This window comes from Microbacterium sp. MYb72 (assembly GCF_002979415.1).
GTDB lineage: Bacteria > Actinomycetota > Actinomycetes > Actinomycetales > Microbacteriaceae > Microbacterium > Microbacterium natoriense.
On sequence record NZ_PCOT01000002.1, the window covers coordinates 75,724 to 99,453 of the forward strand.

Consider the following 23,730-nt stretch of genomic DNA (forward strand, 5'->3'; position numbering starts at 1 on the left):
ACCGGGGCCGACTCACAAACGCTCGCCCCGCGCCATGCGCTGCGAACCCATCGAGCCTAGTCAGCGTCCCTGAGCGAGTGCCTTGAGCAGGTACTCCCCGTACCCGCTCTTGCGCAACGGCTCAGCGCGCTCGCGCAGCTCGTCGTCGGTGAGGAAGCCCATGCGCCACGCCACTTCCTCGGGGCAGCCGATGGACAGTCCCTGACGCTTCTCCACCGTGCGGATGAAGTCGGTCGCCTCGGCGAGTGAGTCGAATGTCCCGGTGTCGAGCCACGCCGTGCCGCGCGTGAGGAGCTGCACCTTGAGCTTTCCGCGCTCCAGGTACTCGCGGTTGACATCGGTGATCTCCAGCTCGCCGCGAGGCGACGGCTTGAGGTTCTTCGCGATCTCGATCACATCGTTGTCGTAGAAATAGAGACCCGGGACCGCGTAGTTGCTCTTCGGCTGCGCCGGCTTCTCCTCGAGGGAGACGACCTTGCCCGCCTTGTCGAACTCCACGACGCCGTAGGCCGTCGCGTCATCGACCCAGTAGCCGAAGACCACACCGCCATCGAGCTCTGTGTACTGGCGGAGCTGGGTGCCCATGCCCTGACCGTAGAAGATGTTGTCGCCGAGGACGAGCGCAGCGGAGTCGGAGCCGATGTGCTCCTCGCCGAGGATGAACGCCTGCGCAAGGCCGTCGGGAGAGGGCTGCGTCTTGTACGTGATCGAGACGCCGAACTTCGATCCGTCGCCGAGCAGCCGCTGGAACGACTCCGCGTCATGCGGCGTCGTGATCATCAGGATGTCGCGGATGCCCGCGAGGATGAGCGTCGACAGGGGGTAGTAGATCATCGGCTTGTCATAGACCGGGACCAGCTGCTTGGAGACGCCGAGGGTGATCGGGTGCAACCGGGAGCCTGTGCCGCCGGCGAGAATGATGCCACGCATACCGACTAGTCTCCCTGATCGGCTTCACCTGAACAAACGCCCCGAGTCTCGCGACGGGCTCCCACTACGCTGGATGCCATGCAGAAACTGCTCGTCACCGGCGGCGCCGGATTCATCGGCTCGAACTTCGTGCACCACGTGATCGCGAACACCGACGCACACGTCACTGTCCTCGACAAGCTGACCTACGCGGGCAACCGCGCGTCCCTCGACGGCCTTCCATCCGACCGCCTGCGATTCGTCGAGGGCGACATCGCCGACGCCGAGCTGGTCGACGGCCTGTTCGCCGACGTCGATGCGGTCGTGCACTATGCAGCGGAGTCGCACAACGACAACTCGCTGCACGACCCGAGGCCGTTCCTCGACACGAACATCATCGGCACGTACACGCTGCTGGAGGCTGCACGTCGTCATGATCGTCGCTTCCATCACATCTCGACCGATGAGGTCTACGGCGATCTCGAGCTCGACGACCCCGAGCGGTTCACCGAGTCGACCCCGTACAACCCCTCCTCCCCGTACTCGTCGACCAAGGCGGGCAGCGACCTCCTCGTTCGGGCGTGGGTCCGCTCCTTCGGCGTGCGAGCGACGATCTCGAACTGCTCCAACAATTACGGGCCCTACCAGCACGTCGAGAAGTTCATCCCGCGTCAGATCACCAACGTGATCCGCGGCATCCGCCCCAAGCTGTACGGCGCAGGGCTCAACGTCCGCGACTGGATCCACGCGGACGACCACTCCTCCGCTGTGCTGACCATCCTCGACAAGGGTGAGATCGGCGAGACGTATCTGATCGGCGCCGACGGAGAGAAGGACAACAAGTCCGTCGTCGAGCTCATCCTCACCGAGATGGGGCAGCCGGCCGACGCCTATGACCACGTCACGGATCGCGCAGGCCACGACCTCCGCTACGCGATCGACTCCACCAAGCTGCGCACGGAGCTCGGCTGGACGCCGACGTTCGGCGACTTCGAGTCCGGTCTCGCGTCGACCATCGCCTGGTACCGCGACAACGAGGCCTGGTGGGCCCCGTCGAAGGATGCGACCGAATCGTTCTACGCCTCCAAGGGCCAGTGATGACCGAGTTCGGCAAGGCGCTCTCGTTCACGGAGACCGCGATCCCCGGTCTGCTCATCGCCGAGCTCCCCGTCCACGGCGACTCCCGCGGCTGGTTCAAGGAGAACTGGCAGCGCGAGAAGATGATCGCCGCAGGCCTCCCCGACTTCCGCCCCGTGCAGAACAACATCTCGTTCAACGACGAGGTCGGCACCACTCGCGGCATCCATGCGGAACCGTGGGACAAGTGGGTGTCGGTCGCGACCGGTCGCATCTTCGGCGCCTGGGTCGATCTCCGTGAAGGACCGACGTTCGGCGCGGTGTTCACGGCCGAGATCGACCCGTCTCGGGCGATCTTCGTTCCCAGAGGCGTCGGCAACTCGTACCAGACCCTCGAGTCCGACACGGCGTACGCCTACCTCGTGAACGACCACTGGTCGGCGGATGCCGAGTACTCCTTCCTCAATCTCGCTGATGAGACCGTCGACATCCAGTGGCCGATCCCCCTTTCCGAGGTGGAGATATCCGCGAAGGATCTCGCGCACCCGCGCCTGGCCGACGTGACCCCGATCGCTCCGAAGAAGACCCTCATCATCGGAGCGAACGGCCAGCTCGGCCTCGCGCTGCGCGAGGCCTTCGGAGACTCCCCTCGCTACGAGTACGCGACACGCGACTCCATCGATCTGGCCGATCCCGATTTCGTCTCCTCTCGACGTTGGCGCGACTATGACACGATCATCAATGCCGCGGCATACACTGCCGTGGATCTCGCGGAGACTCCAGACGGGCGCGCAGAGGCCTGGGCCTCGAACGTCACCGGGGTCGCCGCTCTCGCCCGTGTCGCGACGGAGCACGGCATCACCCTCGTTCACATCTCGAGCGACTACGTCTTCGACGGCTCGAAGGACGGTGCATACACGGAAGAGGATGCCGTGCGCCCTCTCGGCGTCTACGGACAGACCAAGGCCGCGGGCGATGCGATCGTGGGTGCCGTCCCCCGTCACTACATCCTCCGCACCTCCTGGGTGATCGGCGAGGGCAAGAACTTCGTGCGGACAATGGCCGCACTTGCACAACGCGGAGTCGACCCCAAAGTCGTCGACGATCAACTGGGCCGACTGACGTTCACTGATGACATCGTGCGTGCGATCCGGCACGTGGGAGCGTCAGGTGTCCCCTTCGGGATCTACAACGTCAGCTCGTCCGGAGAACCCCAGAGCTGGGCCGAGATCGCCGCACGGGTCTTCGAGCTCTCCGGTCACGATCCGAGACGCGTCACCGGGGTCTCCACGGAAGAGTACTTCTCGACGGCATCCGGCCCGGTCGCACCCCGCCCCGCGAACAGCACCCTGGACCTTTCCAAACTGATCGCCACGGGATTCGCTCCGTCCGACCTGCTCACGCAGCTCAGAGCGTACCTGGCCTGATCTCTCGACGGCTCGAGGTATGCGCCTCCGGCCTGTGGCCGCGGTCCCCGCGGTCGGATCGACGGAACCGACGAGCGCGCCGACTATCCCACGGCTACCGTCCGGCACCCGAGTAGGGTGTGTCCTCCGGCTCCGTTGTTTATGCCGTAGGCGCACACCGAGTAGGTGCCCGGCGCCACCGTGATCTGCTGGGCGAAGCCGTGGCGTGTTCCGTACGCGGGGTACGCGGCGCCCACGTCTGCGCGCTCTTTGTCCGCCCAGTAGGCGAGCCCGACCGCTCCGACGTAGATGTGAACGGAGATCGAGTCAGAGGTGTCCGGGTCGATCGCCCACCCGCCGACGGTGATGGTCCCCGGAGTCGCGACGGCTGCCTCGAAGTTCCCGAACGGCGCGCGCCCGGGATCAGACGCCGGCGCCGTGACCGTCGCGCTCTTGCAACCGAGCAGAGTATGCCCGCCCGCACCCGTATTGATCCCATACGCACAGATCGACGACGTACCCACCGGCAACGTCACCGACTCCGCGAAACCATGACGATCCCCATAACCCGGATTCGCCGACCCGACATCCGCACGAACCTTGTCCGCCGTGTACTCCGTACCCGACGACCCCACATACAGATGCACCTTGATCGACGACGCCGTATCAGGATCCAAAGCCCACCCCGACACAGACGCCACATTCCCCGACACCGACACCGACTCGAACGCCCCCACCGGCGCACGACCCTTCTCCGAGATCACCGGCGCCGTGACCTGTACAGTCGTGCATCCGATCGCGGTGTTCACGCCGGGGCCGACGTTGATCCCGTACACGCAGACGTTGCGCGAACCGGGCGGCGCGGAGATCGTCGTATCGAAGCCATGCTTGGTGCCGTACTCGGCATAGGCCGGAGGAATGTCACCACTCACCTTGTCAGCTGTCACTGCGGTGCCGGCGTTGTCTACGTACACGTGAACTGTTGACGGGTCGATCAGGTCGGGATCGAGAGCCCATCCGGTCACGCGGATGCCTCCCTCCACCGCCTTCGCGGTCATGGAGCCGACCGGCAGCCCGCTCTTCGATTCGACGTCACGGCAGCCCAAGAGGACGTTGGCGCCTGCGCCGCTGTTGATCGCGTATATGCACACGCTGACGACTCCCGAGCCGATCGCCGGCACGGTCGCGGAGAAACCGTGGTTGTTCCCTGATCCGGGATAGGCCGCGCCGACATCCGCGCGCGGCACATTCGCGGTGACAGCTGTGCCCACCGATGCGACGTACACATGGACGGCGATCGGATCTGCGGTGTTCGGGTCGATGGCCCAGCCGGATACCTGGAACTGACCGGGCGCCGCCTTCACGAGCTCGATGTTTCCGAAAGGATTGTTGGCCGCCCCCTGAGCCGATCCGAACCAGTCCGTGAAGTAGTTGTAGAAGTTCCTGTTGCCGTAAGACGAGCAGTAGTCGCCCTCTCCGTATCCTGCACGAAGAGCAGCGGCGTTGGGCTGGTACGGCGTGTAATAGTAGAGCGCCGAGGTCGCCTTGTTCGCGACGTAGACGGGCGCGCTGCCGCAGTTGCGGGACGCCGTGGGGTGGTAGAGGATGTTCCAGGTCCTGCCGGGCGCGTAGTAGGTGAAGTAGCGGCCCTCCATGTAGATCTTCATCTGCCGCGCAGCGCCGTAGATCTGATAGAAGAAACCGACGTACGCCGGATTGCAGGAGGCGTCATCGGGGCAGCCCTGACCGAGCGCGATATCGTATCGCCACGCGCTGGGCCAGGTGTGCGTCACGAGACCCTGCTCTTTCTGAAGCATGACGATCAGCACCTGGGGGTTGATCCCGCACGACTGAGCGACCCGGTAGATGATCCGCGCAGCGCTCTCGTTCGCGGCGCCGGTGTACCCGTTGCAGTACGTATCGGCAGGCCGACTGGCCGAGGTGATCGAGAAGTCCTTCAGGCAGACGATCGGTCTGCCCTTCTCATCCGTCCCCCCGAGACAGCGGCTGACCTTGCTGTTGAAGAACGACTGGATCTGCGCTTCGGTCATCGTGTTCTTGTCGGTGAACACGGCATCGCTGATCAGGTTGCCCGGATCGAACCCGTCGAGAGTCATCGGCTTGATACCCGACAGCGCCCCTGTCGTCGGGACGGAAGCGGATGGCGCTGCGATCGCGGCCCCCGTGGGGACGAGCACTCCGAGCACGAGAGCGGCGACGGCGATGAGACTCGCCATGGTTCGTCGGGGCACGAAGAAGCGATGCGGACGCGGGGCCTGTCCAGTCATGCGCTCAAGTCTGACGGAAGATTCCCAGGAAAGGGCATCTGACACGCATGATCACGCGGAACAGCGGCCCTCAGAGATCAGCGTGCAGTCCCCACACACGCTCGGCCGAACCCGCCCAGGAGAAGGATCGGGATCGGTCGGCGCCGAGCACGCTGAGCCGCCTCGCACCCGAGCCGAGTGCATCTGCGACGGCATCCGGGATCTCCGACTCGTCCACGACAGCTCCCCCGTCTGCGATCACGTCGCGGTGCACGCCGCTGGCCACGGCGATGACGGGCACGCCGAGCGTCATCGCCTCGACGACGCGCCACGGCCAGGCGGTCTCATCGGCGGTCGCGACGAAGGCAGCGGCACCCGCGAAGATCGCGGCTCGGTCCTCGACCGGGAGCGCTCCGCGGATGTGCGCGCGGGACTCTGGCAGTCCTGCCGCAGCAGCCAGCTCCGCGAGACGCGGCTCTGAACCCTCTGGCGCGTCGAGCACCACGGCGTCCGCATCGACGGCGGCCGCCGCGGCGAACCCCGCCGTCAGCGACGAGGCCGTCCCCGTGAGCACGATGTACCGAGCGGGGAGCGAGAGCGCTGCGCGCCGTGCCGACGCATCGAGCGGGACGACGAGCGCCCGTGGGGCGGCTCCGGGGATGACCCTGATGCGATCACCGAGCTTGCTGAGCGCCGCGAGCCGCTCGGCGACCGCGTGCGAGGGGACGACGACGGCGTCCGCGTGCTTCACGGCTCTCCGCAGCATCCCCCGCTGCCAGACGACCGTCGACTTCGACAGCGTCTCGGGCGCCGCCCAGGCACGCAGGTCCCACAGCGTCACCGTGGTCTGGTCGTTGTCGTGCACGCGATCGTGCCGGACGAGCGGAGCCATGAGGGATGCCGAGTGGATGAGGCCTCCGCCGACGCCGGGCGCGAGTCCCATCTGCCACGACGCCGCGAGTTCGCGGCGCGCGAGGCCGAGCGTGCGCACGTCGGCCATGCCGGCGATGGACACGGTCGATCCCGACGGCACGATCGCCTCCACCCCGCACCCGGAGGGCGCGGTCTCGACCAGACCGGCCGCGAGATCGAGCGCGGCGGCGGCGTGGTCGGCATCGGCGACGTGCACGAGCTGATCCAGAACCACACGCAGCCGAGCACCCATGCCCCCAGGGTAATCGCGGTGCCGCCGGGAACCTGGGAGCCCGGCCCGCATGGCCGCCGATTCCCGGCATCCGCTCACGCGCACAGGCGCCTTCGTGCTTGAATGCTCGCATGAGCGACGGGCGTCTTCCGGTACGTCGCCGGTGGCTCCGTTGGACCATCGGCGTTCTCGTGACCCTCCTCCTCCTGGCCGTCGGCTGGGTGACCGTACGGGGAATCGGGGCCGTGAACGACCTGCAGCAGGTCGCCGCCTCATCCGGTCAGCTGAAGAAGGCGATCGGCGACGGCGACCTCGAGAAGGCGGCGACCGTCTCCCAGCGCATCGCCCACCACGCCGGGTCCGCCCACGACCTCACCTCCGACCCGGTCTGGCATGCCTTCGGATTCGTTCCGTGGATCGGCCCCAACTTCACCGCGGTGAGCGACGTCGCGGAGATCGCCGATGACATCGCGACAGACGCGCTGAACCCCGTGCTGAAAGCGGCAGGAGATCTCGATCTCGCGAGTCTGGGGTTCTCGAACGGGACCATCGATCTGACGCCCTTCGCCAAGATCGAGCCGTCGCTCGCGGATGCCGACGCGACGCTCGCATCGGCCGTGACGAGGGCACGCCAGATCGACGCCGACGCGACGCTCCCTCCCCTCGCGGACGCGGTCCGCGAGCTGCGCACCACCGTCACGCAGGCGGCGACCGTCGTGGGGTCGCTGCACGGCGCGTCAGCGCTCCTGCCGAGCATGCTCGGCGGTGAAGGACCGCGAAACTACGTGATCGCGATGCAGAACAACGCCGAGGTCCGCTCCTCCGGAGGCATCATCGGCGCCATCGCGCTCCTGCACGCCGAGGGCGGGAGGATCACCCTGAGCCAGCAGGCGTCGACGCGCGACTTCCCCGCGCTCGATGCCTCGCTCTCCCTCAGCGAGTCGACCGTCGCACTGTTCGAGGATCGCCCAGGGCGCTACCTGCAGAACATCACCAACATCCCCGACTTCACCGAGGCCGCGCCGCTCATCGCCGCCCGCTGGCAGGGACGCTTCGGCACCACGGTGGACGGGGTGATCGCCGTCGACGCCGTCATGACGAAGAACCTCCTCGCCGTGACCGGTCCGATCACGTTCGGGCCCTTCACCGCCGACAAGGACAACGTCGTCAGCCTGCTGCTCTCCGAGATCTACGCCGCCGTGCCGGACCCCGCCATACAGGACGAGGTGTTCGCCCAGGCCGCGACCGCGCTGTTCGGCGCGGCGCTCTCGGGAGCGGCTCCGAAGGATCTCGTCGGAGCTCTCGCCACCTCCGCCGACCAGGGCCGGATCCGCGTGTGGAGCGCCCATGAGGACGAGGAGAGGATCCTCGCCTCATCGTCGCTGGGCGGGGCGCTCCCGGTCGACGGCCCCGACGGGACATATGTCGGGGTGCTCTTCAACGACACCACCGGCGGCAAGATGGACTACTACACGGATGCCGAGATCACCACGTCGATCGGCTCGTGCCAGGGGCGTCCGACCACACGCGTGCGGGTGACGTGGACCAACGGCGCTCCGGCGGATGCGGCGACGGCTCTGCCTCCTTATGTGACGGCGGACGGCTTCTACGGCGTCGCCGCAGGATCGGTGAGGACGCTGATCACCGTCTACGGGCCCGAGGGGGCGACACCGTCGCGCATCGACCGCGACGGCAAGGAGGACCCCGTGCAGACAGCCACCCTCGGCACGCGGTCCGCCGTGCAGCACGAGGGGCTCCTCGCACCCGGCGAGTCGACGACGATCACGGTCGAGTTCCAGGGCGACGGCGCGGGCGCGCGCCTCACCGAGGTGACCCACACCCCGCTCGTGAGGGACCCCGCGATCCATCGTGAGGAACTGCGCTGCGCCTCGTGACATTGCCATGCAGATGATGTAGTGTCGTCTGCACTGGGGAATATCTGGGTTCTATCATCCTGTCGTGGGGACAGGAAGGGCCCACGCAGTCGAATGCAGGGGTGTGTTCGGGTGCGATTCCGCGTGAATTTCTGGGGAGAATCATGCTGAAGAAACTGGCTGCCATCAGCCTTACCGTTGGCGCGCTCGTGCTCACCGCACCGGTCGCCGCCAATGCCGCAACGGCCGCGTCCGATTCGTACGCGAAGCCGCCGAGCGTGAGCGTCGACGATCCGATCGTCGACATCTGCGAGGTCTCGACCATCGTCTTCGGCGCCGGCTACTTCCAGCCGTCCGAGCACGTGGGCGTGTCGGTGTCCGGACTCAACGCCGCCGATTCGGCGGTCTCGGGCAACACCGCTGCCGCAGACGGCAGCCTCGTCCTGACGTTCCGTCCGCCGTCCAACGGCGAGGGCTCCTACGGAGTCTCGTTCTCCGGCTCGCGCTCGTACACCGCGACCATCACGGTCTCGCACGGGCACGATGCCGCAGCGAGCTGCGACCACGATCCGACGGTCGCGTCCGCCGGCAGCGAGCTTCCGCTCACCGGTGGGATGGAGCTCGCTCTGACGGGCGGCAGCGTGTCGCCGTGGATCCTCGGCGGCGGAGCAGCAGCTCTCGTCGCAGGTGGAGCGCTCGTCGCCGTGGGAGTCTCCCGCCGCAAGAGCGCCTAGATCTGATCGCCGCCCTGTGCGGTGATCGACTGGACGACGGTGATCCCTCCCCCTCCGATCACCGTCGTCTGGTAAATCCGGTGGTTCACCGGAGGCCCACGACCGCCCCCTTCACTCTCAGGTGGCGGCCGTGGGCTTTTTCATGCCCGCGTTACCGCGATGCTCCCGCTGGTATCCGTTGCGAAGGACGTTCTTCGGCATCCGCCGCCCCGGTTCCGACTCCGGTCACGTCGCCGACGAGTCGCGCGATGGCACGGCGCGTCGTCGCCATCCGCGGCGACGACGACGGGGGCAGGTCCGATCGCGCAGTCACGGGCGTCGCGCGTGACGTTGGGTCGCAGCCCGCCTCTCATGGGGTCGGCGTCGGGGTCTCCGTCGGCGGGTGCAGCGCATCCTGGATCATCTGGTGGATGTAGCCGAAGTCGATGCCTTTCTCGGGCACCCCGTTGTCAGGGGTCAGTTCGATCGTCCTGACCTGCTGCTCCTTCGCCTTCGTCATGAGATCGAAGAACTCGGGCAGCTTGTCCTGGGGCAGGTCGGTGTGCACCAGGGCGGTACCCGCCGCCGCGACCTCGTTGAAGCGCGTGAGCACGGTCTGCGGCGTGAACTGCGCCAGAATCGCCTCCTGCAGCTGTCGCTGCCGGAGCATGCGGTCCCAGTCGCTCGTCGTGTACCGCGAGCGGGCGTACCACTGGGCCGTATCGCCGTCCATGGTCTGCTCGCCCGGCTCGATCCAGCCGATGGCCCACGAGTCCACGTCGTGGGCGCCGGAACCGGGGGGCGGCCCGCCCTTCGGTAGACGCTCGGCGACGGTGATCTTCACTCCACCCAGCGCATCCACGAGGTTCGCGAACCCCTTCATGTCGAGGAAGACGTAGTACGGGATCTTGATGCCGAGGATGCCCTCAGCGGCATCCTTCGTCGCCTCGATCTCGGGGTTGGAACCCTGCGCCGTCGCGTTCGGGTAGAGGCTCGCGCCCTCGTCCTTGCGGCACACCTGCACGGCGTTCGTGAGCTGGTTGATGCCAGGGCCCCATCCGCACTTCGAGTCGTTGTGCCCCTCGAAGTAGTTGCGGTAGTCGAAGCCGACGAGCTCCGGATCACGCATAGGGCTGTCTTCGGCGAACGGGAAGTTCGGCATGTCTCGCGGGATGCCGGTGATGGTCACCGCACCGGTGGTCGCGTTCACCGAGACGACCGAGATGCTGTCGAAGCGCATCGAGTCGCGTCCTTCGCCGCTGTCGGCGCCGAGCAGGAGGATGTTGTAGTAGCCGTCGCTGGCAGGGAGACTCGGGCCGCTGCTGCCGAAGATGGTCGAGATCGTGCTGCGCACCGTGCCCACATAGGATGCGGCCACACCGGTGACCGAACCGACGAGCCCGAGCAGCAGCAGGGTAACGACAGGAAGCGCGAACTTCGACAGGCCCGGGATCTTCACGAGCCGCACGAGTCTCAGCGTGTCGAAGGTGAGGACGATCCACAGGATGACGTAGCCGACGAGCAGCACCTGCACCACGGTCAGGACGACAGCGGAGAACCATCCGGCCCCGATCGTGAGCCACAGCAGCGTGGGCCGCGCAAAGAGCGCGAGGCCCGCCGCGACGATGACCAGGAACCAGGCAGTGAGAGTGGCCCCCAGACCGAAGCGGCCCAGCCGTCGGCTGCCTGCCAGGAGCTGGGCGGATCCGGGCAGCAGGACGTTGAGAGCGACGAGCCACCAGCCGCGCTTGATCATGGTCCCGGAGTCGGACACGTCGGGATGCCGCAGCGGGCGCGTCTCGATCAGCGGACGCCCGGCTGCACGCGGCGCGGCCAGCGTCACAGAGACTCCTTCAGCCGTTCGTTCTTGTCCTCGACCTGCGACTCGAGGTCACGCGCATAGGCCTCGACCCGATCCGCGAGGTCGGCATCAGAGGTGCCGAGGATGCGGGCGGCGAGCAGTCCTGCGTTCTTCGCCCCTCCGATGGACACCGTGGCGACGGGGATGCCCGCCGGCATCTGCACGATCGACAGCAGCGAGTCCATGCCGTCGAGATAGCCGAGAGGCACGGGCACCCCGATCACCGGCAGCGGCGTCATCGACGCGAGCATCCCCGGCAGATGGGCGGCTCCCCCGGCTCCCGCGATGATGACGCGGAGGCCACGGCCGCGGGCCTCTCGCGCGTAGGACATGAGCTTGTCGGGGGTGCGGTGGGCGGAGACGACCTCTACCTCGTGCGGGATCCCGAAGTCGGTGAGCGCCTGAGAGGCGTCGCTCATCACCCGCCAGTCGGAGTCGGAGCCCATGACGACGCCGACGAGAGGAGCGGTGGAGGAGTGCAGTGGCTCAGTCACCAGATCAGGCTAAGGTCTCGCGCTGTGAGAACCCCCCAGCGGCACACCTCGACGCGCACTGTCGTCGAGCGGGCGATCGCTCAGTCGAAGTGCGCCGCGGCGGCGCGCGCCACGTAGACCGCGTCGTCGAGATCGTCACCCGACACGTTCACGTGACCCACCTTGCGCCCAGGGCGGGGCGCCTTGCCGTAGGTGTGGATCTTCGCGGATGGGTGCTCTGTCATGGCGGCGGCGAACCGCTCGTCGAGCGTCCCCTCGGAAGGGCCCCCGAGGATGTTCACCATGACCGACCAGGCGGCCCGCGGCGAGGTGTCGCCGAGCGGAAGGTCGGCGACAGCACGCAGGTGCTGTTCGAACTGACCGGTGACGGCGCCGTCCTGGCTCCAGTGCCCGCTGTTGTGCGGACGCATCGCGAGCTCGTTCACGAGGATGCGCTCGTCGTCCGTCTCGAACAGCTCGACGGCGAGCATCCCTGTCACTCCGAGGCCTTCGGCGATCGAACGCCCGATCTCCTCCGCAACCTGGACGAGCCTGTCGGGTGCGGCAGGCGCCGGAGCGATGACCTCGGCGCAGACGCCGTCGCGCTGCACCGTCTCGACGACCGGGTACGCGACGATCTGCCCGCCGGGTCGCCGAGCCACCTGCTGCGCGAGTTCGCGGACGAAGCCGACGAGCTCCTCGACAAGCAGCGCCTCCCCCTCTGCCAGTGCATCGAACCAGTCCTGGGCCTCGTCGGCGGCGCGCACCACTCGTACGCCCTTGCCGTCGTAGCCGCCACGCGGGGTCTTCACGACCCCCTTGCCGTCGTGGGAATCGAGGAAGGTCTTCAGCTCATCGGCATCCCGTACGGCCGCCCAGTCGGGCTGCGGCACGCCGAGCTCGGCCAGACGCGCCCGCATGACGAGCTTGTCCTGAGCGAACTGGAGGGCATCGGGACCCGGGTGCACGGAGACGCCCTCCGCCACGAGAGCGCGGAGCACATCCTGCGGGACATGTTCGTGGTCGAAGGTGATCACATCGACGTCCTTCGCGAAGGCCCGCACCGCGTCCAGATCGCGGTAGTCGCCCACCGCTGTCGCGGCCAGCTGGGCGGACATGCCGTCGCCCTCAGCGAGCACCCGCAGGTCGAGCCCGAGCTCGACCGCCGGAGCGATCATCATCCTGGCCAGCTGGCCTCCGCCGATCACGCCTACACGCAGCGCCATGTGCCGCCTCCATTCGTCATCACCATTCTCCCGCACCGATGCGGGAGCGGGTGACACGGTCTCAACCGACCGAGACCGCACGGCTTCGTCGGCGGCAGAGACGACTCAGATGCCGAAGGGCGTCTCGGCGCCGGACTGCGCGTCTCTGTGAGCGAGGATCTGACTGACCTCGATCTGGTCGGCCAGAGTCTCGTGGACCAGCGTGACGTTGGGCACGTTCGCCAGACGCAGCGGAGCGTCGACGCCGTTGGTGAGCGTGATCGTCCCTGCGCCCCACATGCGCTGCAGCACCCCGCGCCGAACGCCGATCGAGTATCCGCGTGCATGAGACATCTCGCGCCGGTTCCTGGACCCCACGCCGTTGTTGACGATCACCCTGCGCGTGGTCACCGTGACGGTCCGCGAGTGCCAGATCATGTAGGGGACGATGACCAGAAGAACGATGAGCAGCCCCGCCGCCGTCAGCAGCATCCAGTCCTCGAAGGGCGCAGGGAGGTTGCCGTAGAAGTACGCCGTGGCGCCGCACACCGTGATCAGCACCAGCGCCGACCAGAACAGCCGTCGCGCCTGACCGCGGAACTTCGCGATGAGCAGCTCTTCCGTGGGCACGCCGGGAGGCGGCATCGTCGGGCGGCCTCCGAGAGTCACGGGCTGGGTCACCCCTCCATTGTGCATGCACCGTCCGACAACGGCGCCCGCACTCCGGGCGTGTCAGTCTCGGGCGGGGCGGACGTGGACGACATCACCGGCCGAGACGGCGTGCTCGACGCCGTCCGCCAGGACCATGAGGCGCCCATCCTCGTCGAGCGAGAGCGCGGTGCCCTGGAGCGTCCGATCGCCGGGCAGCGACACCGTCACCTCGGCGCCGATGGTCGCACAGCGAGCGCTCGCGGCGGAGTGGAGTCCGCTGGAGACGGCGTCTCCCGCGTCGATCAGCGCCGTGAGGAGCCGGTCGAGGCCGCGCAGATAGTCGGCGATCAGCCGATCGGCATCGGCCTCCGCGCCGAGCACCGCGAACGATGTCGCGGTGGGGACGGGGAGATCGGATGCCGTCATCCCCGTGTTGACACCGGTTCCGACGATCACCGCCTCGGTAGTGGCTTCGGCGAGGATGCCGCAGATCTTGCCTCCGTCGACCAGGATGTCGTTCGGCCACTTCACGGCGACGTCGTGGCCGGGCAACTGCGCGGCGATCGCATCGGACATCGCCACCCCCGCCGCCAGAGGAATCCATCCCCTGGCCTCGGGCCGCTGCGGAAGCGCGCGAAGAACCACAGACACGGCGATCGCGGCGCCAGGAGGGGCGATCCAGCTGCGGTCGAGGCGACCCCTGCCCTCGGTCTGATTGTCGGTCGCGATCACGGAGAGATGAGGCCAACCGCCGGCATCCGCGGACTGAGCCCTCAGGTCGGCATTCGTCGACCCCGTCGCGGAGAGGACGAGCAGCCGCGAGGCGACGGCTCCGGTGAGCGGGAGCTGCATGCTCATTCGTCCACGTCGTCTTCGTCGCCCTCTTCGTCGTCATCGTCCTCATCGGGGCGGACCGCGCCCATCTCGTGGGCGTGCCAGCGCTCCCACTTCTGCATGAGCTGCTCGACGGCGGCGTGGAACTTCTCCGTGGCGACTCCCTGGGTGGTATCGCCGAAGTAGTGCTGCACCCACATGCGCAGACGCGCGATCGCCGCCTCGTCGGCATGGACGCGCTCGACCTCGGCGACGATGTCTCCCGCGGCATCCGCGGTCAGCCACTCGCAATCGGAGAGGTAGCCGTTCGTGTCGACGGACGCCTGCTCGTCGACCGGACGGGTGATCATGAGGGGCTTGCCCACAGCGAGGCGGTCGTAGACCATGGCGGAGATGTCGACGATCGCGACGTCGGCGGCTGCGAGCTGCCAACCGAGCTCCGGGCCGTCGTCGTAGACGTGCTGGGCGGTCGCATCCGCGGCATTGGCCGCCGCGATCGCGGCGACGATGCGTCGATGCGCGGCGCCGTACCCGTCGTCGATGACGCCGCTCCGCGGGTGGGGGCGGTAGAGCACGCGATGACGGCCGGTGGCGAGCAGCGCGCCGACCAGAGCCTCACCGTGCGACGCGATCGAGCCGTAGTGCGCACTCGGGCGGTCGCCCTCCCAGGTCGGCGCGTAGAGCACGACGGTGCGCTCATCGGGCGTGTACGGCAGTGCCCCGGAGTAGTGATCCGCCTGCGGGCGCCCGATCTCGATCGTGCGCCGGTTGATGTCGTAGTCCCACAGCGTTCGGCTGAGTCGATCTCTCGCCGCCTGCCCCGCGACGAACGCGTAGTCGTACGCCTTGTACTGGTTCGTCGTCATGTACATCTTGTCGGACTCGCCGTGGTTGATGAAGACGTGCCAGCGCCGGCCGTAGCGGAACATCTGGAAGTTGCGCGTGTTCTGATTCACGTACAGCACGATCCGGATGTCCTGATCGGCGATGTACCTCTCGAGGTCTCGCACCGTCGGCACGAAGGCGACGGGAGGAGCGTCCTCGTCGAGGAGCTTCTCAGCGCCCGTGGCGACCCGGGACAGCACGACGACGGGCCAGCGCTTCGCGAGCTCGGCCAGCGGACGGTACCACTGACGCATCTGGTACATGTTCACGGCGCCGTCTGCGAAGTACACGGCGACCTTGAAGTGCCCGGAAGGGTGCGGGCCGTCCTCTGCGAGGCGGCGACGCACGCGCTGCACGGCCGAGCGTGAGCGGAGTGCGCGTCTGAGCAGTCGGTAGGCCTTCTTCGCGTCGGACACTGCACCCATCCCTCCAGAGTACCGAGTGGGGGTCGCGCGCTCGGCTCCTCGGCGGCTCCCGAGAGGGATAGAGATGGTTCCGTTATCCGAGAATCCGGTTCCATGTCGATCCGCGGACGCGCCGACGTCACCGCCGCCCTCGGTCAGCGAACCCCCGATCGCGTCATGACATGATCATCATGTGCCTGACCACGTAACCACCGAGCATCCCGACGGGGTGTCCTTCGTCATGCCGGTGCTCAACGAGCGGGCCTACCTCGAGCACGCCGTGGCCTCCGTCCTGCAGCAGCAGCTCGACATCCCCGCCGAGCTCGTGCTCGCGCTCGGCCCCTCCACCGACGGGACGACGGAGCTCGCGCAGCGGCTCGCGAGTGAGGACTCCCGCATTCGTCTCGTGGAGAACCCGGCAGCGCACATCCCGGTGGGACTGAATGCGGCCATCCGTGCCAGCAGGTACGCGACGATCATCAGAGTCGACGCGCACTCCGAGCTCTCCCCCGGCTATGCCGCCCGCGCCATCGACACGCTGGATCGCACCGACTCCGCGAACGTCGGCGGGGTCATGCACGCCGAAGGGCGCACGCCGTTCCAGAAGTCCGTGGCCCGCCTCTACAACTCCCCCGTCGGCCTCGGCGGCGGGGCCTACCACGGTGGATCGCAGGAGGGCGAAGCCGAATCCGCGTATCTCGGCGTCATGCGGCGATCGGTGCTCGAGGAGGTCGGTCTCTTCGACGAGTCGATCAGGCGGGGCGAGGACTGGGAGCTCAACCTCCGCATCCGCCAGGCCGGACACCGCGTGTGGTTCGATCCCGAGCTGTCGGTGACCTACTGGCCGCGCGAGAACTGGCTGCGACTGGCCCGGCAGTTCCGCGCCACCGGTGCGTGGCGCGGCGAGCTCGTGCGCAGGTTCGGCCGGCGCAACGGCATCCGCTTCTTCGCTCCGCCTGCGCTGGTGCTGCTCGTCGCCCTCGCCCTCGTCGTCGGCGTGCTGCAGGCGACCGGCGTCCTCTCCGGCATGGTGTCGCTCGTCGCATCCCTCGTCTACCTGCCCCTCGCGGTCTACGTCCTGCTCGACGTCGCGGTCGCCTTCGCTCCCGGAGGCGGCGGCATCCGACAGCGGCTCTGGACGCTGCTCGTCATGCCGACCATGCACCTCTCGTGGGGACTCGGCTTCCTCGGCGGCGTGCTGCGCGGTGCGGGCGACACCGTGGACGCGTCACGGCTGGGCACGAGGAACACCCCTCTGCCCTGATCAGGATCAGCGGGTGACGTAACCCTGATCCAGGATGCGCGACACGACGCGCTCGGCGGCATGGCCGTCGTCCCTGGTGTTGAACTGGGCACGCCAGGCCGCGTAGCGCTCCGCATAGGCGGACTCGTGCCCCTGGTCGGCGAGGGCGGCGGCCAACTCCTCCTGGGTGTGGACCAGCGGTCCCGGCGCCCTCTCCTCGAGATCGAAGTAGAAGCCCCGGAGCTGACCCCGGTAGTGGTCGAGGTCGGGAACCAGGAAGTACATCGGCTTGCCCGTGACGCTGAAGTCGAACATCACAGAGGAGTAGTCGGTGATCAGCGCGTCGGCGGCCAGGAGGAGCTGCGACGTCTCGGGGAACCCGGTCACGTCGATCACCCGCGCTCCGGCGTGATCGCGCCCGGTGTCGATGGTGCGCGAGTGCCCTCGGACGAGCACGACGGCATCCGCCTGGGCGGCGAGGGCCTCGGGGTCGATGAAGTCGACCATCTCCCTGCGGTCGTCACGCCAGGTGGGCGCGTAGAGGAGCACGCGCTCCCCCTCGGCGATGCCCAGGGCCGCGCGTACGACCGCAGGATCGCCGGAGACGAGTGCGTCGTTGCGGGGGTAGCCCTCCACCCAGATCGGTCGACCGAAGAACGCGTAGGCCTTGCGGAGGATCCGCTCGGAGTAGGTGTTCTGCGCGAGCAGCACGTCCCAGCGGCGCGATTCCTTCACCACGGCCGCCATGCGCCGAGGGTCGAACCCGGGGCGATGCAGCGCCAGCCTCTTCAGCGGGGTGCCGTGCCATGTCTGGAGGACTCGCTGGCCCGCCTTACGGGCGAAGCGCCGACGCAGCCAGTCGTTCACCACCAGCAGACGTGCGGCCGCCCTGGCTCTCCACCACTCCGGGCTGCCTTCGACGACGGCGATGGCGCCGTCGGGAACGGCGACGGAGAGATCGACGACGCTCCAGTACCGGGTGACCCCCGGCGCCAGCGCGGCGAGGGCCCTGTCGATCGCCTGCGGGTTGCAGCCGACCGTCTTGCCGTAGAAGCTCTCGAAGAACACCGCGTTCTCGGTGCCGCCTGTCTGCGCCACGTAGCGCTCCTCGAGGGTCGACTGCCCCTCCGCGGTCTCGTAGACGGGATCGATCGGCGCGCCGATCGTCACTGCGGCCGCCTGCACCGCGATGCGGAGCCCTGCGAGCAGGGTCGACGGTATCTCCACGGCACCGAGGTCAGCGCCGTCGATCCGCAGCTCGTACTCACCGGCTGGGAGCGGCAGAGCCGCGCCGCCCCATCTCGATGCGCGCAGCGGGAAGACCGCCTTCCAGGTCTTGCCGCCGCCGGTGAGGCGCACGTCGAGGCGCGCACGGGCGCCGAGGAGCGTCGCGCTCGCCGGGCGAGCGCCTGCACCCGAGATGATCAGCTCTTCGGCCGACTCATCGATCCGGGCCGTGGTCATACTGCTCCCTTCGGCGCGGGGACTCCCCGCGCGCGGATCACGTCGTAGACCCGCTGTGTGTTGCGTCCGTCGCGGAACGCATGCATCTGAGCGCTGAGCGTAGCGGAACGCACGGACCTCGCGGCGAACGCGCCCTCGTCGGACAGCAGCGGCTCCAGCTGCGCGATCAGCTCATCCCAGCTGCGTGCGAAGTCCTCCCCCGCGACCTCCGCGAAGCCTCCGTAGAACCCTCGGGTCCGTGCGTACTCCTCGGCATCCGGCGCCAGGAAGAGCACCGGGGTCGCGAGCAGCCCCACGTCGTAGGCGAGGGACGAGTAGTCGGTCACGAGCACGTCGACCGCGGGGAGTGCGGGGGTGACGTCGGCGAGGACGCCGGCCCCCAGCATCCGCACTCTCCTGCTGGGCAGAGGCGGCGCGTACCCGCCCTCCCCGAGCGGATGCGAGCGCACCAGCAGCACGGAGTCGGTTCTCTCGAGAGTTCTGATGATGTCGATCCACTGCGCGGCGCTCGGCACCGCCGGATCTGCCGCGCCGTCGCGCCAGGTCGGGGCGTACAGGATGGTCCTGGCTCCGTCGGTCAGCTCGCCGACGGCGCTCACGAGCAGCGCGGATGCCGCGGCTCGACGCTCGTCGGCGGTCCCCGCGGAGAGCACGTCCACCCGGGGCTCGCCGGTGACGACGACCCGGGCGTCGCCGATCCCGAACGCGGACTCCAGCCGACCGCGCGAGCGGTGCGAGGCGGCGGGCAGCACGCGGATGCGCTGAGCGGCGCCGCGGTAGAGGAGACCGACCACCCGGCGCAGCAACGACGCTCCGGGGACGTTCGGCACCTGGGTCGTGGCCGGCGAGTCGAGCCCGATGCGCTTGAGCGGGATGCCGTGCCACAGCTGCACGACGAACGCACCGGCGTTCGCATAGCGGTTCACGTCGCCGAGGCCGTGGGTGACCACGAGCACCCCCGCCCGCGCCGTGGCCCACCATCCGCGGAGTCCGCCCTTGGGGACCGTGCGGATGCCGAGCGCTGCCGCCTCGCGCTCTTCGCGCTCGGACGAGGTCAGCCACAGCGTGTCGTGCCCGTTCGCCTGCGCCAGCCGCTGCAGAGCCAGCGCGCCATCGCCGATCCCGGCTCCGCAGCCGAAGACCCAGCGCCGACCGCGCGGCACGATCAGCGTGCCGATGCGGCCGGCGGCGTACAGCGGGATCCGGAGCAGCTTGGCCGCATTGCCGGAGCCGAAAGAGAAGGACGCCACCCCGCGAGCCTATCGCGCGGGTGACGTCCTTCTCTGTGAGGCGGGGTGCTACTTGGCGAGCGTGCCGAGCGTGACGTCGGCCTCGTACTCCTTGCCTCCGCGGACGTAGGTGACCTTCGCGTCACTGCCAGCCGCCGCGGCCCGCACCTGAGCGGTGAGGTCGCTCGCGTTCGTGATCGGCACGCCGTTGAACGCGGTGACGATGTCATCGGCCTTCAGCCCCGCGGCACCCGCGGCGCCGCCGTCGGTGACCTCGGCGATGTAGGCGCCCGCCTGAGTGGAGCTCTCGACCGATGCCGCGTCGCGGACCGACGCGCCGAGGAGTCCGTGGGTCGCACTGCCGTCCGCGATGATCTCCTTCGAGACGCGCTCGGCGATGTTCGACGGGATGGCGAAGCCGATGCCGATGGAACCGGACTCCTCGGAGCTGCCGGAGCTCGCGATCGCCACGTTGATGCCGATCAGCTGACCCTTGCTGTTCACCAGCGCACCGCCCGAGTTGCCGTGGTTGATCGCGGCATCCGTCTGGATCACGGCGATCGAGATCGACTCGGACGTCTGCTGGTTGGTGTTGCCCGGCAGGTCGAACTGGAACGGGCTCGACTGGCCGTCCTGGGGCGTCTGCTGATCCTGCGGCGCATCCTGCGACGACGAGTCCGGCAGAGCCGAGGACGCGATCTGGATGCTGCGGTTCAGCGCGCTGACGATGCCGGTCGTGACCGAGTTCGACAGCCCGAGCGGGGCGCCGAGCGCGACCGCAGTGTCTCCGACGTTGAGCTTCGACGAGTCGGCGAACGTGATGGGCGTGAGACCCTTGGCGTCCTTCAGCTTCACGACCGCGAGGTCGTAGATGGGGTCGGTGCCGACGACGGTGGCGTCGTAGATGCGGCCGTCCGACGTCGTGACCCTGATCGTCGGGTCGGCGACGGCCCCGCCCAGGGTGACCACGTGCGTGTTCGTCAGGACGTAGCCGTCGTCGCTGATGATGACGCCGGAGCCGCTGCCGGCCTCCTTGGAGCCGGCGACCTCGATCGTGACCACGGAGGGCAGCGCCTCGGTGGCGACGGCCGTGGTCTCGTTGACGGATCCGGGGTTGTTCACCGTGACGGTCTGCGGTCCCTCGGCCGATCCGGTCGAGGGGGTGCTGCCGAGCCCGGTGAAGATCGCGCCGCCTCCGAAGCCGGCGACGCCTCCCACGAGGGCGGCGGCCACGACGATCGCCGCGAACTTCACGCCGCTGCGCGGCTTCTGGTCCTTGGTCTTGGCGGCACCGGTGGGGTCGCCCGTCGCGAACGCCTGAGGGGCGCCGAGCGGGACGGTCGGCTGGGTGCCGTCGTGGATGCCGAACGCGGCTCCGGGCGAGGTCGCCGCGATCTGCGGCTGCGCCTGCTGGCCTCCGTAGAACTGGGGTGCCGTGGACGCTGCGGGGGCGTAGGGTCCTGCCTGGGCCGGCTGGCCGAACGGGGTCGGGACCGACGCCGCGGGGGCGACCGGGGCCGACGGAGCGACGGGAGCCGTCTGCGCCGAGGCGAACGTCGACGGGACCTCGTGTCCCTGCGCGACGGGGGCCGCCGGGGCTTCCACGACGGGCGTGGAGGCGACAGCGGGCGTGTCAGCTGCGGCATCCGACGTCGAACGGTCGACGAACGGGGCGGCATCGGTGGTCGGCACGGCGTCGTTCGACGGGAGTGCCGGGTTGTCCTGGGTGTTGTCTTCGTTCATGGTGTCTGCTCCTTCAGCAACGCCCCTTCAGAGTGCCGCCCGTGTCTGTGCGTTTCTTATGTCGAAGGTGAGTTTCGCCTATGGCCTTAGCCTGTTCTTCATGAGTGTCATTCCCGGCGCATGGAGGCGCACGGCAGCGGGCGCAGGACTGCTCGCATCCGACGGAGGCGTCGCGCCCACCATCTTCGCAGAGATGTCTGGACTCGCGGCGAGAACAGGGGCCATCAACCTGGGCCAGGGCTTCCCCGATGAGGACGGCCCCGCCGAGGTACTGGAGGCGGCGAGAGCCGCGATCGCGAACGGCGCCAACCAGTATCCGCCCGGTCGCGGTGTGCCCGATCTGCTCGCGGCGATCAGCGAGCACCAGGAGCGCTTCTACGGGCTTCACGTGGACCCCGCCACCGAGGTGATCGTGACGGCGGGCGCGACCGAGGCGCTCACCGCGACCCTCCTCGCCCTCATCGACGGTCCCGATGACGAGGTCGTCGTCTTCGAGCCGTACTACGACTCCTATGCGGCCGCCGCGGCCCTCGCCGGGGCGAAGCTCGTGACGGTGCCGCTGCGGGCGCCGGACTTCCAGCCCGATCGGGATCAGCTGGCCGCAGCCGTCTCGGATCGCACGAGGATCATCCTGGTGAACGACCCGCACAACCCCACCGGTGCGGTCTTCGGCCCCGACGTGCTCGCCGACATCGTGCGCCTGGCGCACCGGCACGACGCGGTCATCGTGACCGACGAGGTGTACGAGCATCTCTCGTTCCACTCCCCGCACACCCCGATCGCGACGCTGCCGGGAGCGGCAGAGCGCACCCTCACGATCTCCTCGGCGGGCAAGACCTTCTCGACGACGGGATGGAAGATCGGCTGGGTGCACGGCCCCGCCGCGCTCATCACGGCCGTCCTCACCGTCAAGCAGTACCTCACCTACGTGAACGGATCGCCGTTCCAGCCCGCTGTGGCCGTCGGGCTCCGTCTGCCCGACTCCTCCTTCGCCGAGGCCGCGGCTACCCTCGAGCGCAAGCACGCGATCCTCGGCGACGGTCTTCGTGCCGCCGGATTCACGGTGCACGCGCCGCAGGGAGGCTACTTCACGGTGGCCGACGCGACGGCGCTGGGAGGAACGGATGCCGCGGCGTTCTGCCGTGCACTGCCGGAGAGGGCGGGAGTCGCCGCCATCCCCCTCTCCGCGTTCGTCTCCGAGGGGCGCCGTGGGGACTACACGGGCCTGGTCCGTTTCGCCGCGTGCAAGCGGGTCGAGGTGCTGGAAGAGGCCGCGAGGCGGCTGTCTGCGCTCGACGCCTGAGTCAGCGCGGCACCACCCGGTAGCGCCGTACCCGCAGTGACGGGTTCGCCGCCCGCACGCGGTCGATGGCGGAGCGCTCCACCGGGGCGACCGCGATCCCCTCCACGACGCCGACGCCTGCGAGCACCACGCCCTGCGGATCGATGATCTGCGAGTGCCCGACGCCGATCGGCGCGGGGTGGTCGGCCGCGATCACGTAGGCGGTGTTCTCGATCGCCCTCGCCGCGAGCAGCGTCGTCCAGTGGTGCTCCTTGAGCGGGCCTCGCACCCACTCGGCCGGGACCACGATCGCGTCGACGCCTGCGTCCATGAGCGTCCGCGCCACCTCGGGGAAGCGCAGATCGTAGCAGGTCATCAGCCCGAAGCGGATGCCGGCGACCTCGAACGTCGCCGCCTCCCCCACGTCGCCGGCCTCCACCCAGTCCGACTCGGTCTGGCCGAAGGCGTCGTAGAGATGCTGCTTGCGGTACGTCGCGAGGACGCCGTCTCCACGGACCGCGACGACCGTGTTGCGCACACGCTCGTCGTCCGATGCCCGCTCCGCGAAGCCCGCCACGATCACCACGCCGTGGTCTGCGGCGAGAGCGGTGAGCGTCGAGACGAACTCTCCGTCGAGCTGCTCCGCGTTCTCCGCCAGCGAGGCGTCCATCGGCTCGACGAAGTAGCCGGAGTACTCGGGGAACACGACCAGCGCCGCTCCGCGGCGCGCGGCGTCCGCCGTCATCCGCGCGATCCGCTCGAGATTCTCTTCACGGACGGCCGTGGGCGCGAACTGGCACACGGCGACGGGCACGGCTGCGGTCTCGGACATGCACCCATCCTCCCGCATCCCGGGCCGAACAGCCGGAAAAGGCGAAGGCCCCCTGATCAGATTTCCCTGATCAGGGGGCCTTCTCTTGTTGCGGGGACAGGATTTGAACCTGCGACCTCCGGGTTATGAGCCCGGCGAGCTACCGAACTGCTCCACCCCGCGGCACAAGGGATAGCCTAACACGGATTCTGAGGGTGCGCGAATCGAGGCCGCGAACACTCCCCCGAGACGCGA

19 protein-coding genes and 1 tRNA gene are annotated in these 23,730 nt (G+C 68.5%); 6 read left to right on the top strand and 14 right to left on the bottom strand.

Annotated features, from left to right (window positions below):
- Positions 1–60: 60 nt before the first annotated feature.
- A complete protein-coding gene (gene rfbA / locus CQ047_RS01400; protein ID WP_105672495.1) occupies positions 61–930 on the bottom strand; it encodes a glucose-1-phosphate thymidylyltransferase RfbA in 870 nt (289 codons plus the stop codon).
- A 78-nt stretch (positions 931–1,008) separates the two neighbouring features.
- Between rfbA and rfbB the strand changes: the two genes are divergently transcribed.
- Positions 1,009–2,007, top strand: coding sequence for a dTDP-glucose 4,6-dehydratase (rfbB, locus tag CQ047_RS01405; RefSeq protein WP_105672496.1), 999 nt, complete (start codon positions 1,009–1,011; stop codon positions 2,005–2,007).
- Positions 2,007–3,413, top strand: coding sequence for a bifunctional dTDP-4-dehydrorhamnose 3,5-epimerase family protein/NAD(P)-dependent oxidoreductase (locus tag CQ047_RS01410; protein WP_105672615.1), 1,407 nt, complete (start codon positions 2,007–2,009; stop codon positions 3,411–3,413). The genes rfbB and CQ047_RS01410 overlap by 1 nt, the downstream gene beginning before the upstream one ends.
- Positions 3,414–3,496: 83 nt before the next feature.
- Here CQ047_RS01410 and CQ047_RS18775 read toward each other — a convergent pair whose 3' ends face one another.
- Positions 3,497–5,509 (bottom strand): hypothetical protein, encoded by a 2,013-nt coding sequence (locus CQ047_RS18775; protein WP_181155799.1) that lies wholly within the window; start codon positions 5,507–5,509, stop codon positions 3,497–3,499.
- A gap of 241 nt (positions 5,510–5,750) precedes the next feature.
- A complete protein-coding gene (locus tag CQ047_RS01420; protein WP_105672497.1) occupies positions 5,751–6,824 on the bottom strand; it encodes a glycosyltransferase in 1,074 nt (357 codons plus the stop codon).
- A gap of 110 nt (positions 6,825–6,934) precedes the next feature.
- On the opposite strand from CQ047_RS01420, the gene CQ047_RS01425 reads away from it, so the two are divergent.
- A complete protein-coding gene (locus tag CQ047_RS01425; RefSeq protein WP_105672498.1) occupies positions 6,935–8,698 on the top strand; it encodes a DUF4012 domain-containing protein in 1,764 nt (587 codons plus the stop codon).
- A gap of 143 nt (positions 8,699–8,841) precedes the next feature.
- Positions 8,842–9,411, top strand: coding sequence for a hypothetical protein (locus CQ047_RS01430; RefSeq protein WP_105672499.1), 570 nt, complete (start codon positions 8,842–8,844; stop codon positions 9,409–9,411).
- Between the two features lie 349 nt (positions 9,412–9,760).
- Here the strand turns inward: CQ047_RS01430 and CQ047_RS01435 are convergent, their stop codons facing one another.
- The 6 genes from CQ047_RS01435 to CQ047_RS01460 form a co-directional block, all read right to left on the bottom strand.
- A complete protein-coding gene (locus CQ047_RS01435) occupies positions 9,761–11,233 on the bottom strand; it encodes an LCP family protein (protein ID WP_105672500.1) in 1,473 nt (490 codons plus the stop codon).
- Positions 11,230–11,697, bottom strand: coding sequence for a 5-(carboxyamino)imidazole ribonucleotide mutase (purE, locus tag CQ047_RS01440; protein WP_105672616.1), 468 nt, complete (start codon positions 11,695–11,697; stop codon positions 11,230–11,232). The genes CQ047_RS01435 and purE overlap by 4 nt, the downstream gene beginning before the upstream one ends.
- A 128-nt stretch (positions 11,698–11,825) precedes the next feature.
- Positions 11,826–12,950 (bottom strand): 5-(carboxyamino)imidazole ribonucleotide synthase, encoded by a 1,125-nt coding sequence (locus CQ047_RS01445; RefSeq protein WP_105672501.1) that lies wholly within the window; start codon positions 12,948–12,950, stop codon positions 11,826–11,828.
- Positions 12,951–13,055: 105 nt separating this feature from the next.
- Positions 13,056–13,574: a PH domain-containing protein gene (locus CQ047_RS01450; RefSeq protein ID WP_105672617.1), complete on the bottom strand. Its 519-nt coding sequence runs from the start codon at positions 13,572–13,574 to the stop codon at positions 13,056–13,058.
- Positions 13,575–13,661: 87 nt separating this feature from the next.
- The gene (locus tag CQ047_RS01455; RefSeq protein ID WP_105672502.1) at positions 13,662–14,438 is read right to left on the bottom strand and encodes a biotin--[acetyl-CoA-carboxylase] ligase; all 777 of its coding nucleotides are present in this window, start codon (positions 14,436–14,438) and stop codon (positions 13,662–13,664) included.
- Positions 14,435–15,724: a CDP-glycerol glycerophosphotransferase family protein gene (locus CQ047_RS01460; protein WP_105672503.1), complete on the bottom strand. Its 1,290-nt coding sequence runs from the start codon at positions 15,722–15,724 to the stop codon at positions 14,435–14,437. Before CQ047_RS01460 ends, CQ047_RS01455 begins: the two co-directional genes overlap by 4 nt.
- A gap of 172 nt (positions 15,725–15,896) precedes the next feature.
- Here CQ047_RS01460 and CQ047_RS01465 point away from each other — a divergent pair, with 172 nt between their 5' ends.
- The gene (locus tag CQ047_RS01465) at positions 15,897–16,967 is read left to right on the top strand and encodes a glycosyltransferase family 2 protein (RefSeq protein ID WP_258132425.1); all 1,071 of its coding nucleotides are present in this window, start codon (positions 15,897–15,899) and stop codon (positions 16,965–16,967) included.
- Between the two features lie 6 nt (positions 16,968–16,973).
- Here the strand turns inward: CQ047_RS01465 and CQ047_RS01470 are convergent, their stop codons facing one another.
- The 3 genes from CQ047_RS01470 to CQ047_RS01480 are packed head-to-tail and all read right to left on the bottom strand — an operon-like array spanning position 16,974 to position 21,382.
- Positions 16,974–18,410 (bottom strand): CDP-glycerol glycerophosphotransferase family protein, encoded by a 1,437-nt coding sequence (locus tag CQ047_RS01470; RefSeq protein ID WP_105672505.1) that lies wholly within the window; start codon positions 18,408–18,410, stop codon positions 16,974–16,976.
- Positions 18,407–19,660 carry a CDP-glycerol glycerophosphotransferase family protein gene (locus CQ047_RS01475; RefSeq protein ID WP_105672506.1) on the bottom strand — a complete coding sequence of 418 codons (1,254 nt, stop codon included), beginning with the start codon at positions 19,658–19,660 and terminating at the stop codon, positions 18,407–18,409. Before CQ047_RS01475 ends, CQ047_RS01470 begins: the two co-directional genes overlap by 4 nt.
- Before the next feature lie 48 nt (positions 19,661–19,708).
- Positions 19,709–21,382, bottom strand: coding sequence for a S1C family serine protease (locus CQ047_RS01480; RefSeq protein WP_258132426.1), 1,674 nt, complete (start codon positions 21,380–21,382; stop codon positions 19,709–19,711).
- A 100-nt stretch (positions 21,383–21,482) separates the two neighbouring features.
- Between CQ047_RS01480 and CQ047_RS01485 the strand changes: the two genes are divergently transcribed.
- Entirely contained in the window at positions 21,483–22,685 is a 1,203-nt protein-coding gene (locus tag CQ047_RS01485; RefSeq protein WP_105672507.1) for an aminotransferase class I/II-fold pyridoxal phosphate-dependent enzyme, read from the top strand.
- Between the two features lies 1 nt (position 22,686).
- Here the strand turns inward: CQ047_RS01485 and CQ047_RS01490 are convergent, their stop codons facing one another.
- Together CQ047_RS01490 and CQ047_RS01495 are read right to left on the bottom strand one after the other, a co-directional pair.
- Complete coding sequence (locus CQ047_RS01490; RefSeq protein WP_105672508.1) at positions 22,687–23,496, bottom strand: carbon-nitrogen hydrolase family protein; 810 nt, start codon at positions 23,494–23,496, stop codon at positions 22,687–22,689.
- Between the two features lie 88 nt (positions 23,497–23,584).
- Positions 23,585–23,658: transfer RNA gene (locus CQ047_RS01495), tRNA-Met, on the bottom strand.
- Between the last annotated feature and the right edge of the window lie 72 nt (positions 23,659–23,730).

Excerpts from the sequence above, each read along its gene's own strand:
- rfbA (WP_105672495.1), bottom strand. The coding sequence starts at position 930 with ATGCGTGGCATCATTCTCGCCGGCGGCACAGGCTCCCGGTTGCACCCG.
- rfbB (WP_105672496.1), top strand. The coding sequence starts at position 1,009 with ATGCAGAAACTGCTCGTCACCGGCGGCGCCGGATTCATCGGCTCGAAC.
- CQ047_RS01410 (WP_105672615.1), top strand. The coding sequence starts at position 2,007 with ATGACCGAGTTCGGCAAGGCGCTCTCGTTCACGGAGACCGCGATCCCC.
- CQ047_RS18775 (WP_181155799.1), bottom strand. The coding sequence starts at position 5,509 with ATGACTCTCGACGGGTTCGATCCGGGCAACCTGATCAGCGATGCCGTG.
- CQ047_RS01420 (WP_105672497.1), bottom strand. The coding sequence starts at position 6,824 with ATGGGTGCTCGGCTGCGTGTGGTTCTGGATCAGCTCGTGCACGTCGCC.
- CQ047_RS01425 (WP_105672498.1), top strand. The coding sequence starts at position 6,935 with ATGAGCGACGGGCGTCTTCCGGTACGTCGCCGGTGGCTCCGTTGGACC.
- CQ047_RS01430 (WP_105672499.1), top strand. The coding sequence starts at position 8,842 with ATGCTGAAGAAACTGGCTGCCATCAGCCTTACCGTTGGCGCGCTCGTG.
- purE (WP_105672616.1), bottom strand. The coding sequence starts at position 11,697 with ATGGGCTCCGACTCCGACTGGCGGGTGATGAGCGACGCCTCTCAGGCG.
- CQ047_RS01445 (WP_105672501.1), bottom strand. The coding sequence starts at position 12,950 with ATGGCGCTGCGTGTAGGCGTGATCGGCGGAGGCCAGCTGGCCAGGATG.
- CQ047_RS01450 (WP_105672617.1), bottom strand. The coding sequence starts at position 13,574 with ATGCCGCCTCCCGGCGTGCCCACGGAAGAGCTGCTCATCGCGAAGTTC.
- CQ047_RS01455 (WP_105672502.1), bottom strand. The coding sequence starts at position 14,438 with ATGAGCATGCAGCTCCCGCTCACCGGAGCCGTCGCCTCGCGGCTGCTC.
- CQ047_RS01460 (WP_105672503.1), bottom strand. The coding sequence starts at position 15,724 with ATGGGTGCAGTGTCCGACGCGAAGAAGGCCTACCGACTGCTCAGACGC.
- CQ047_RS01470 (WP_105672505.1), bottom strand. The coding sequence starts at position 18,410 with ATGACCACGGCCCGGATCGATGAGTCGGCCGAAGAGCTGATCATCTCG.
- CQ047_RS01480 (WP_258132426.1), bottom strand. The coding sequence starts at position 21,382 with ATGAACGAAGACAACACCCAGGACAACCCGGCACTCCCGTCGAACGAC.
- CQ047_RS01485 (WP_105672507.1), top strand. The coding sequence starts at position 21,483 with ATGAGTGTCATTCCCGGCGCATGGAGGCGCACGGCAGCGGGCGCAGGA.
- CQ047_RS01490 (WP_105672508.1), bottom strand. The coding sequence starts at position 23,496 with ATGTCCGAGACCGCAGCCGTGCCCGTCGCCGTGTGCCAGTTCGCGCCC.